The organism is Pseudoxanthomonas sp. USHLN014, assembly GCF_037153335.1.
Taxonomy (GTDB): Bacteria; Pseudomonadota; Gammaproteobacteria; order Xanthomonadales; family Xanthomonadaceae; genus Pseudoxanthomonas_A; species Pseudoxanthomonas_A winnipegensis.
Window position 1 is genome coordinate 146,976 of sequence record NZ_JBBCKO010000011.1, and the last position, 9,730, is coordinate 156,705.

10 protein-coding genes and 4 tRNA genes are annotated in these 9,730 nt (G+C 69.3%); 12 read left to right on the top strand and 2 right to left on the bottom strand.

Features of this window, described 5'->3' with window-relative positions:
• Positions 1-58 precede the first annotated feature (58 nt).
• The 8 genes from WFQ05_RS17830 to ychF all read left to right on the top strand — a co-directional run bounded on the left by WFQ05_RS17830 (position 59) and on the right by ychF (position 7,096).
• The gene (locus tag WFQ05_RS17830; RefSeq protein ID WP_337054779.1) at positions 59-1,741 is read left to right on the top strand and encodes a tetratricopeptide repeat protein; all 1,683 of its coding nucleotides are present in this window, start codon (positions 59-61) and stop codon (positions 1,739-1,741) included.
• Positions 1,738-2,385 (top strand): lipoprotein insertase outer membrane protein LolB, encoded by a 648-nt coding sequence (gene lolB / locus WFQ05_RS17835; protein WP_337054781.1) that lies wholly within the window; start codon positions 1,738-1,740, stop codon positions 2,383-2,385. Before WFQ05_RS17830 ends, lolB begins: the two co-directional genes overlap by 4 nt.
• A gap of 11 nt (positions 2,386-2,396) precedes the next feature.
• Positions 2,397-3,263 carry a 4-(cytidine 5'-diphospho)-2-C-methyl-D-erythritol kinase gene (gene ispE, locus WFQ05_RS17840; protein ID WP_337054783.1) on the top strand — a complete coding sequence of 289 codons (867 nt, stop codon included), beginning with the start codon at positions 2,397-2,399 and terminating at the stop codon, positions 3,261-3,263.
• A gap of 5 nt (positions 3,264-3,268) precedes the next feature.
• Positions 3,269-3,346: transfer RNA gene (locus tag WFQ05_RS17845), tRNA-Gln, on the top strand.
• A gap of 149 nt (positions 3,347-3,495) precedes the next feature.
• The gene (locus tag WFQ05_RS17850) at positions 3,496-4,455 is read left to right on the top strand and encodes a ribose-phosphate diphosphokinase (RefSeq protein ID WP_130515930.1); all 960 of its coding nucleotides are present in this window, start codon (positions 3,496-3,498) and stop codon (positions 4,453-4,455) included.
• Between the two features lie 165 nt (positions 4,456-4,620).
• Complete coding sequence (locus WFQ05_RS17855; RefSeq protein WP_130515932.1) at positions 4,621-5,289, top strand: 50S ribosomal protein L25/general stress protein Ctc; 669 nt, start codon at positions 4,621-4,623, stop codon at positions 5,287-5,289.
• Positions 5,290-5,343: 54 nt separating this feature from the next.
• Positions 5,344-5,925 (top strand): aminoacyl-tRNA hydrolase, encoded by a 582-nt coding sequence (gene pth, locus WFQ05_RS17860; protein ID WP_337054784.1) that lies wholly within the window; start codon positions 5,344-5,346, stop codon positions 5,923-5,925.
• Positions 5,926-6,004: 79 nt separating this feature from the next.
• A complete protein-coding gene (gene ychF / locus WFQ05_RS17865; protein WP_130515936.1) occupies positions 6,005-7,096 on the top strand; it encodes a redox-regulated ATPase YchF in 1,092 nt (363 codons plus the stop codon).
• A 218-nt stretch (positions 7,097-7,314) separates the two neighbouring features.
• On the opposite strand, the gene WFQ05_RS17870 is transcribed toward ychF, so the two are convergent.
• Positions 7,315-8,475: an isovaleryl-CoA dehydrogenase gene (locus WFQ05_RS17870; protein WP_337054785.1), complete on the bottom strand. Its 1,161-nt coding sequence runs from the start codon at positions 8,473-8,475 to the stop codon at positions 7,315-7,317.
• A gap of 12 nt (positions 8,476-8,487) precedes the next feature.
• A complete protein-coding gene (locus tag WFQ05_RS17875) occupies positions 8,488-8,655 on the bottom strand; it encodes a hypothetical protein (protein ID WP_337054786.1) in 168 nt (55 codons plus the stop codon).
• A gap of 127 nt (positions 8,656-8,782) precedes the next feature.
• Between WFQ05_RS17875 and WFQ05_RS17880 the strand changes: the two genes are divergently transcribed.
• From WFQ05_RS17880 to WFQ05_RS17895, 4 genes are all read left to right on the top strand, one after another.
• A tRNA-Tyr gene (locus WFQ05_RS17880) sits at positions 8,783-8,868 on the top strand.
• Positions 8,869-8,897: 29 nt separating this feature from the next.
• A tRNA-Gly gene (locus WFQ05_RS17885) sits at positions 8,898-8,971 on the top strand.
• A 53-nt stretch (positions 8,972-9,024) separates the two neighbouring features.
• A tRNA-Thr gene (locus WFQ05_RS17890) sits at positions 9,025-9,100 on the top strand.
• A gap of 51 nt (positions 9,101-9,151) precedes the next feature.
• On the top strand, positions 9,152-9,730 hold a 579-nt coding region (locus WFQ05_RS17895), incomplete at its 3' end, for a GTP-binding protein (RefSeq protein ID WP_337054787.1).

Below are 9,730 nucleotides of genomic sequence, written 5' to 3' on the forward strand. Positions count from 1 at the left end.
GCTTGCGCTAAGCTGCTGGCGTGTTGTTGCCCGCCATTTTACGGCCCGGTTCCCCCTAATGCCCGCAAAGATGCGTTTCGTCCCGCCGTTGCTGCTGTTCGTTGCCGGATTCGCATCCTCTGCCGCGGTGCTCGCCAAGGAGTCCGTCCCGTCAGGCGGGACGACCGGCGCGGTGCTCGAGCCGGTCATGGCCGGCGAATTCGCCCTGCAGGCCGGCAAGCTGCCCGAGGCCGCGCGCTGGTACCTGCAGGCCGCCCAGGCCGGCCACGACGTGGGCCTGGCCGAACTGGCCACCCGCATCGCCCTGCTGGCCAACGACGACGCGCGCGCCGCGCAGGCGCTGGCGCTGTGGCAGCAGCGCGCGCCCAGTTCGCTGGCCATGCGCGCGGCCCAGGCGACCGTGGCGCTGCGCGAGGGCCGCGAGCGCGTGGCCCGGCGCCAGCTCGAATCCCTGCTGCGCGACCAGGACCCGCAGGCCTGGCGCTACGCGCTGACCGTGCTGGGCAGCGGCGGCCGCGACCCGGCCCTGGCCGGGCGCCTGCTCGGCCAGCTGCTGGACGACAAGGCCCTGCCGAACGACCTGACCGCCTGGCTGGCCTTCGGCGGCCTGGCCCAGTCGCTGGACCAGCCGGCGCTGGCCGAACGCATCGTCGGCGAGGTGGTCAAGCGCTTCCCGGTCAATCCGCGCGTGGCCCTGCTGCATGCCAGCCAGCTGCGCCAGGCCGGCAAGCTCGACCAGGCCCGCCAGGTGCTGGCCGACCTGCAGGGCCAGGCCAACCTGGACCCGTCGGTGCGTCTGGGCGTGGCCGCTGAATACGACCACCTGGGCTCGCCCGCGCTGGCCGCCGCCGCCCTGGCCAAGGGGCCGCAGGACACGCGCAGCTTCGGTTTGCGCGCCTCGCTGCTGGCCAAGGCCCAGGACGACGCCGGCCTGGCCGCGCTGTACGACGAGGCCAAGGCCTCGGCCGAGGCGCAGGACCCGGCCCAGCGCCTGCTGCTGGGCCAGATCGCCGAATACCTCAAGCGCCCGCAGGACGCGCTGGGGTGGTACGAGGGCGTCGGCGCCGGCGAGCACGCGATCGAGGCGCGCCTGCGCGCGATCGGCACCCTCGACCAGCTCGGCCGCACCGACGAGGCCTTCGCCCGGGTCCATGCCATGCAGGCCGACGCGTCCATCGACGAATCCGCCCGCCGCGACGCCTACCTGCTGGAGGCCGAACTGCGCCAGAAGCACGACGACGATGCCGGCGAACTGGACGCCCTGGCCCGCGGCCTGGCCGCCTATCCCGACGACAACAACCTGCTCTACGCGCGCGGCCTGGCCTGGGAGCGGCGCGACCGCATCGACCGCGCCGAGGCCGACCTGCGCCGCGTGCTGGTCACCGACCCGACCAACACCGCCGCGCTCAACGCGCTGGGCTACACCCTGGCCGACCGCACCGACCGCTACAAGGAGGCGCTGGAGCTGATCGACCGCGCCCGCGCCGCGGCGCCGGACGAGGCGGCCATCATCGACAGCTACGGCTGGGTGCTCTATCGCCTGGGTCGCAAGGACGAGGCGCTGGTGCAGCTGCGCCGCGCCTACACACTGATGAAGGACCCGGAGATCGCCGCCCACCTGGGCCAGCTGCTCTGGGAGAAGGGCCAGCACGAGGAGGCGCGCAAGCTGTTCGACGAGGCGCGCCGGCTCGATCCGGACAACCGCTCGCTGCAGCGCGCGCTGGAGAAGACCGGCGCATGACCGCTCGCCTCCTGTCCGTGGCCGCGCTGTGCGGCGTCCTGCTGCTGGCCGGCTGCGCCAGCCCCGGCGTGCGTGGGCCGGCGCCGACCCCGGTCGATGCTGGTATCGCGGCCGATGCCCAGGCCGCGCGCGAGACCTGGCTGGCCGCCCACCGCGACTGGTCGATGACCGGGCGGGTGGCGATCCGCCGCGCCGACAAGGGCGGCAGCGGCCGCATCGACTGGACCCAGCGCGGCGACGCGTTCGATGTCGCGCTCGCCGCCCCGGTCACGCGCCAGACCTGGCGCCTGGTCGGCAGCCCCGGGCAGGTGCGGCTGGAGGGCGTCGACGGCGGCCCGCGCGAGGGTGCCGACGCCGGCCAGCTGCTGCTGGAGACCACCGGCTGGGAGATTCCCGTGCAGGCCCTGGCCTACTGGATCCGCGGCCAGGCCGCGCCGACGCTGGCGCCGGCCCGGCTCGCCTACGGTGCCGACGGGCAGCTGTCCCAGCTGCAGCAGGGTGGCTGGACCATCGACTTCACCGCCTGGCAGCCGCCGGCGGCGGACGGCACGCCGGCACTGCCGGCGCGGATCGAGGCCCAGCGCGGCGGCGCGCGCGTGCGCCTGATCGTCGACACCTGGCAACCGGCCGTCGCGACGCCATGAGCCAGCCCCCCGTGTCCGGCGGCTGGTCCTGGTGGCCGGCGCCGGCCAAGCTGAACCTGTGTCTGCGCATCACCGGCCGCCGCCCGGACGGCTACCACGAACTGCAGAGCGCCTTCCGGCTGCTCGAATGGGGCGACACGGTCGGCATCCGGCTGCGCCAGGACGGGGTAATCGCCCGCGTCGGCGACTCGGTGCCGGGCGTGGCGGAGGCCGACGACCTGCTAGTTCGTGCCGCCAAATTGCTGCAAAAACACGCCAACGTCGTGCTTGGTGCGGATATCCGCGTCGAAAAGCGTATTCCGGCCGGCGGTGGCTTCGGCGGCGGTTCGTCCGATGCCGCCACCGTCCTGCGCGTCCTGGACCACCTCTGGGGCACGGCCCTGGGCGAGGACGCGCTGGCCGCGCTGGGCCTGACGCTGGGCGCGGACGTGCCGATCTTCGTGCGCGGGCGCAACGCCTGGGCCGAAGGCGTCGGCGAGCGCCTGACCCCGATCGCGCTGCCGCCGGCCTGGTACGTGCTGGTCGACCCCGGCCTGCATGTCGCCACGCCGGTCCTGTTCGACTCCCCGGATTTGACGCGCAATGCCGCACCCGTGAAAATAGCGGACTTCCTTTCCGGATCCGTGCCCGACAACGTGTTCGAGCCGGTGCTGCGTCGTCGCGAACCTGCCATCGAGGCGGTCTTCGCCACGCTCTCGCGCATCGGGACGCCACGACTGACGGGGACGGGCAGCGGCTGTTTCGTGGAGTTCGCAAGCCTTCAGGCCGCCCAGGCCGGACTGGCCTTGCTGCCGAGCGAACTGCGCGGCTGGGTGGTGGCCGGGGCGGCGCGTTCGCCCCTGCTGGACGCCCTGGACGGGAGCGCACGCAAGGACTGATCCACTGGGGCGTCGCCAAGAGGCCTAAGGCACCGGGTTTTGATCCCGGCATTTCGTAGGTTCGAATCCTACCGCCCCAGCCAATGTCCTCATCGCATGCGCGCGCGGCCCGACCGGTTGCCTCATTGACCCGGGACGCGCAAGGCGAGTCCTCGGCCTGCACGCCACGCAGTCCGGCGCCCGCGCAGTGCCGTCCATCCCGTTTTCCTGCCGCTGTCCCACGAGATTCCCCATGCAAGACGATCGCAGCCTGCTGGTCTTTTCCGGCAACGCCAACAAGCCGCTGGCCCACAGCATCTGCCGCGAACTCGGCGTGCGTCCGGGCAAGGCGATGGTCTCGCGCTTCTCCGACGGCGAAGTGCAGGTGGAGATCGAGGAGAACGTGCGCCGGCAGGAGGTGTTCGTGATCCAGCCGACCTGCGCGCCCAGCGCCGAGAACCTGATGGAGCTGCTGGTGATCATCGACGCGCTCAAGCGCGCCAGCGCCGCCAGCGTCACCGCGGTGGTGCCGTACTTCGGCTACTCGCGTCAGGATCGTCGACTGCGCTCCTCGCGCGTGCCGATCACCGCCAAGGTCGCCGCCAAGATGTTCAGCGCGGTCAACGCCGACCGCGTGCTCACCGTCGATCTGCACGCCGACCAGATCCAGGGGTTCTTCGACATCCCGGTCGACAACGTCTACGCCTCGCCGCTGCTGCTGGCCGACATCTGGCGCGCCTACGGCACCGACAAGATGATGGTGGTCTCGCCGGACGTGGGCGGCGTGGTGCGCGCCCGCGCGGTCGCCAAGCGCCTGGACGATGCGGAGCTGGCGATCATCGACAAGCGCCGTCCGCGCGCCAACGTGTCCACGGTGATGAACATCATCGGCGACGTCGAGGGCAAGGAGTGCGTGATGGTCGACGACATCGTCGACACCGCCGGCACCCTGTGCGCCGCCGCCGCGGCGCTGAAGGACCGGGGTGCGACCAAGGTCGCCGCCTACTGCACCCATCCGGTGCTGTCCGGCCCGGCCGTGGACAACCTCAACAAGTCGGTGCTGGACGAGCTGGTGGTCACCGACACCATCCCGCTGTCGGATGCGGCCAAGGGCTGCAGCAAGATCCGCCAGCTGTCGGTGGCCAGCATGCTGGCCGAGACCATCCGCCGCATCGCCTTCGGCGAGTCGGTCAGCTCGCTGTACGTGGATTGAGGTCGGGATTGGGGATTGGGCATTGGCGATTCGCAGGGCGTTAGCGCGCTTGGCGAATCCCCAATCCCGAATGCCGAATCCCGGCCTTCCAACGGCTCTCCTGGTCGCGGGGGAGTCGCATCGCCACCGCGAGGTGGCTTACTCAAGCAAAGAAGTGAAAAACCCATGGCAACGACACATGAAATCAAGGTGGAGCGCCGCGAGGACGGGGGGAAGGGTGCGAGCCGCCGCCTGCGTCACGCCGGTAGCGTCCCCGCCATCGTCTACGGTGGCGACCTCAAGCCGGTCAGCATCCAGCTGAGCCACAACGACGTCTGGCTGGCCAGCCAGCACGACTGGTTCTACTCCTCGATCCTCTCGCTGAGCCTCAACGGCGACGTGCAGAAGGTGCTGCTGCGTGACATGCAGCGCCATCCGTACAAGCAGCAGATCATGCACCTGGACTTCCAGCGCGTGAACGACAAGGAGTCCATCCGCACCGCCGTGCCGCTGCACTTCCTGGGCCAGGACACCTCGCCGGCCGGCAAGGCCGCCGACGTCGTGGTCGCCCACGAGCTCAACGAAGTCGTGGTCGAGTGCCTGCCGGGCGACCTGCCCGAGTTCATCGAGCTGGACCTGTCCAACCTGGCCGTCGGCGACGTGATCCACCTCTCGCAGCTCAAGCTGCCCAAGGGCGTGGAACTGCCGGAGCTGAAGCTGGGCGCCGAGCACGACGTGGCCGTGGTCACCGCCAAGTACGTCAAGGTCGAGGACGAGTCCGCCGAGGGCGAGGCGTCGGCCGACGTGCCGGCCGCCAAGGTCGCCGACGACAGCGAAGCCAAGGACGCCGAGTAACCGGACGCGCCGGGGCGCGCCAGCGGCGCGTCCCGGCGGTTCGGCGAACCTTCGATGGAAGGCGTGCGTCTCATCGTCGGACTGGGAAATCCCGGAACCGAACACCTGCGGACCCGGCACAACGCCGGGTTCCGTTTTGTCGACACCCTCGCCATGCAGCTGGGCGCGCGCTTCGCCGTGGACGCCAAGCTGTTCGGCGAGACCGCCCAGGTCAGCCTTGGCGGGCAGACGGTGCGCCTGCTCAAGCCGGCCACCTACATGAATCTATCGGGCAAGTCGGTCGTGGCGGCCCTGCGCTTCTGGAAGCTCGAGCCCGAGCAGACGCTGCTGGTCCACGACGAACTGGACCTGCCGCCCGGCATCGCGCGCCTGAAGTTCGACGGCGGCCACGGCGGCCAGAACGGGCTGCGCGACATCATCAGACTGCTGGGCCACGCGCGCTTCGGCCGCCTGCGCATCGGCATCGGCCATCCCGGCCACAAGGACAAGGTCACCGGGTGGGTGCTGGGCCGACCGAGCGCGGACGACGAAATCCTGATCGGCCGAGCGATCGACGACGCGCTGGACGTGCTGCCCCTGGCAGTGGCCGGCGATTTCAACGAGGCGATGAAGCGGTTGCATACACAGGGCAAATAGGGAATGGGGAATGGGGAATGGAAAGGCGGCCACGCTCTTCGATTCCCTATTCCCGATTCTCCATTCCCGGATTACACACATGGGCATCAAATGCGGCATCGTCGGTCTGCCGAACGTCGGCAAGTCGACCCTCTTCAACGCGTTGACCAAGGCGGGCATCGCCGCGGCCAATTTCCCGTTCTGCACCATCGAGCCCAACGTGGGTGTGGTGCCGGTGCCGGATCCGCGCCTGGGCGCGCTGGCCGAGATCGTCAAGCCGCAGCGGGTCGTGCCCACGGCGGTGGAGTTCGTCGACATCGCCGGCCTGGTCGCCGGTGCGGCCAGCGGTGAGGGCCTGGGCAACAAGTTCCTGGCGCACATCCGTGAGGTCGATGCGATCACCCACGTGGTGCGCTGCTTCGAGCATGGCGACATCATCCACGTGAACAACAAGGTCGATCCGATCTCGGACATCGAGACCATCGACACCGAGCTGGCGCTGGCCGACCTGGACAGCGTGGAGAAGGCGCTCAATCGCGCCGAGCGCGGCGCCAAGGGCGGCGACAAGGAGATGATCGCGCGCAAGCCGGTGCTGGAGAAGCTGCGCAAGGCGCTGGACGACGGCAAGCCCGGTCGTGCGGCCGGCCTGGACGAGGAGGAGAAGGCGCTGGTGCGCGATCTGTTCCTGCTCACCCTCAAGCCGGTGATGTACATCGCCAACGTGCTGGAGGACGGCTTCGAGAACAACCCGCACCTGGACGCCGTGCGCGCCCGCGCCCAGGCCGAAGGCGCCCAGGTGGTGCCGGTGTCGGCGGCGATCGAGGAGGAGCTCTCGCAGCTGGAGGACGCCGACCGCGACGCCTTCCTGGCCGACCTGGGCCTGGAAGAGCCCGGCCTGAACCGCGTGATCCGCGCCGCCTACCAGCTGCTCGGCCTGCAGACCTACTTCACCGCCGGCGTGCAGGAAGTGCGCGCCTGGACGGTCAAGGCCGGCTCCACGGCGCCCAAGGCCGCGGCGGTGATCCACACCGACTTCGAGAAGGGCTTCATCCGCGCCGAGACCATCGCCTACGACGATTTCATCAAGTACAAGGGCGAGGCGGGGGCCAAGGAAGCCGGGCGCCTGCGCCTGGAAGGCAAGGAGTACAAGGTGCAGGAAGGCGACATCCTGCACTTCCGCTTCAACGTCTGAAGCCGGCCGCAGCCTGCCGGGTCGCTATTGCCAAGTCGTCACGAAAAGGCCGCGCATTGCGCGGCCTTTTCGTTGAATGCGCCCTGGGGGTCGCTGACAGGCCTCATGTCGTCGTTCCCCTGAGCGCGGGAACCCAGCAACCTTGGCGCAGTTAGCCAAGGGCGCTGGGCGCTGCGGACACGGCAGGCATCAGCCGTTCCCGGATCGCGCCGGACCGCTCAATCCGAGCGGCCCACCAGTTCACGCCCGATCAGCATGCGCCGGATCTCCGAGGTGCCCGCGCCGATCTCGTAGAGCTTGGCGTCGCGCCACAGCCGCCCGGTCGGGTACTCGTTGATGTAGCCGTTGCCGCCCAGCGCCTGGATCGCCTGTCCGGCCATCCAGGTGGCCTTCTCGGCGCTGTAGAGGATCGCCCCGGCCGCGTCCTTGCGCGTGCTGCGGCCGCGGTCGCAGGCCCGCGCCACCGCGTACACGTAGGCGCGGCAGGCGTTGAAGCCCACGTACATGTCGGCCAGCTTGCCCTGCATCAGCTCGAACTCGCCGATCGGCCGGCCGAACTGCCGCCGCTGGCGCACATAGGGCAGCACCGTGTCCAGGCACGCGGCCATGATCCCCAGCGGACCGCCGGAGAGCACGATGCGCTCGTAGTCCAGGCCGGACATCAGCACCTTCACGCCCTGGCCCAGGCCGCCCAGGATGTTCTCCTCGGGCACCTCGCAGTCCTCGAACACCAGCTCGCAGGTGTTCGACCCGCGCATGCCCAGCTTGTCCAGCTTCTGCGCGGTGGAAAAGCCCTTGAACCCGCGTTCGACGATGAACGCCGTGATGCCGCGCGCCCCGGCCGCCGCATCGGTCTTGGCGTACACCACCAGCGTATGCGCGTCGGGCCCGTTGGTGATCCACATCTTGGTGCCGTTGAGCAGGTAGCGATCGCCGCGCCGGTCCGCCCGCAGCTTCATGCCGACCACGTCCGAGCCGGCCCCGGCCTCGCTCATCGCCAGCGCGCCGATGTGCTCGCCGCTGACCAGCTTGGGCAGGTAGCGGGCCTTCTGCGCGGCGTCGCCGTTCTTGCGCAGCTGGTTGACGCACAGGTTGGAATGCGCGCCGTAGGACAGGCCGATGGCCGAGCACGCGCGCGAGATCTCCTCCATGGCCACCACATGCGCCAGATAGCCCAGCGCCGTGCCGCCGTACTCCTCCTCCACGGTCAGGCCGAGCAGGCCCATCTGCCCCAACTGCGGCCACAGCGCGTTGGGGAAGGCGTTGTCGCGGTCGGCCTGGTCGGCCAGCGGGGCGATCACCTCGCTGGAAAACGTGCGCACGGCGTCGCGGAGCTGGTCGATGTCCTCGCCAAGCTCGAAGCTGAAATCCTGTGTCATGAGTCTCCGAAGTCAGGCGCCACGCCACGATTCGACGCGCTGCGCACCATACAGGCTGAAGACGAGCGCCCGTGATGGCACGCCGCAGGGCAACATGGTGCTTCCCGTGGCGGCCATTGCCTGCCACAATGCGCGCCCCCGCGGCAGGCCGCCGCGGGGCTCGCCTGCGAAGGTGAGCATGCGCCCGCTCCAGGCGCACCGGTGAATCGGGCAGGATCCTCGCGCAGTCGTTGACAGCACATCGATCCCACGCCAGAATCACCGGCTGTTTCACCCCGGCCCGAAAGGCCGGACCCAAGCGTCATCCGGAGGGATACCCAAGCGGCCAACGGGGGCAGACTGTAAATCTGCTGGCTTACGCCTTCGGTGGTTCGAATCCACCTCCCTCCACCAAGAAGTTTGAGCAGTTGCGGTATCCCGGCGCGGGAGTAGTTCAACGGTAGAACCTCAGCCTTCCAAGCTGATGGTGCGGGTTCGATTCCCGTCTCCCGCTCCATTGAACTGCCGCTCCATCGTCGCCAGATGGTCCGCAGCTGCCACACGTTTCACGCTCACGTAGCTCAGTCGGTAGAGCACCTCCTTGGTAAGGAGGAGGTCGAAGGTTCGATTCCTTTCGTGAGCACCATCCAAGCAGTACGTTTCACCCTCTTATCTAACGATCCGAGAAGAAGCAGCCATGGCAAAGGGTAAGTTCGAGCGCACCAAGCCGCACGTGAACGTGGGCACGATTGGTCACGTTGACCATGGCAAGACGACGCTGACGGCGGCGCTGACCAAGGTGGGCGCGGAGCGTTTCGGCGGCGAGTTCAAGGCCTACGACGCGATCGACGCGGCGCCGGAAGAGAAGGCGCGCGGCATCACGATCTCCACGGCGCACGTGGAATACGAATCGCCGAGCCGCCACTACGCGCACGTGGACTGCCCGGGCCACGCCGACTACGTGAAGAACATGATCACCGGCGCCGCCCAGATGGACGGTGCGATCCTGGTGTGCTCGGCCGCTGACGGCCCGATGCCGCAGACCCGCGAGCACATCCTGCTCTCGCGCCAGGTGGGCGTGCCGTACATCGTCGTGTTCCTGAACAAGGCCGACATGGTGGACGACGCCGAGCTGCTGGAGCTGGTGGAGATGGAAGTCCGCGAGCTGCTGAGCAAGTACGAGTTCCCGGGCGACGACACCCCGATCATCCACGGTTCGGCCCGTCTGGCGCTGGAAGGCGACCAGTCGGAGATCGGCGTGCCGGCGATCCTGAAG

What these genes read in the sequence shown, in the direction of transcription:
- WFQ05_RS17830 (WP_337054779.1), top strand. Translation starts at nt 59, where the DNA reads ATGCCCGCAAAGATGCGTTTCGTCCCGCCGTTGCTGCTGTTCGTTGCC.
- lolB (WP_337054781.1), top strand. Translation starts at nt 1,738, where the DNA reads ATGACCGCTCGCCTCCTGTCCGTGGCCGCGCTGTGCGGCGTCCTGCTG.
- WFQ05_RS17850 (WP_130515930.1), top strand. Translation starts at nt 3,496, where the DNA reads ATGCAAGACGATCGCAGCCTGCTGGTCTTTTCCGGCAACGCCAACAAG.
- WFQ05_RS17855 (WP_130515932.1), top strand. Translation starts at nt 4,621, where the DNA reads ATGGCAACGACACATGAAATCAAGGTGGAGCGCCGCGAGGACGGGGGG.
- pth (WP_337054784.1), top strand. Translation starts at nt 5,344, where the DNA reads ATGGAAGGCGTGCGTCTCATCGTCGGACTGGGAAATCCCGGAACCGAA.
- ychF (WP_130515936.1), top strand. Translation starts at nt 6,005, where the DNA reads ATGGGCATCAAATGCGGCATCGTCGGTCTGCCGAACGTCGGCAAGTCG.
- WFQ05_RS17870 (WP_337054785.1), bottom strand. Translation starts at nt 8,475, where the DNA reads ATGACACAGGATTTCAGCTTCGAGCTTGGCGAGGACATCGACCAGCTC.
- WFQ05_RS17875 (WP_337054786.1), bottom strand. Translation starts at nt 8,655, where the DNA reads ATGCTCACCTTCGCAGGCGAGCCCCGCGGCGGCCTGCCGCGGGGGCGC.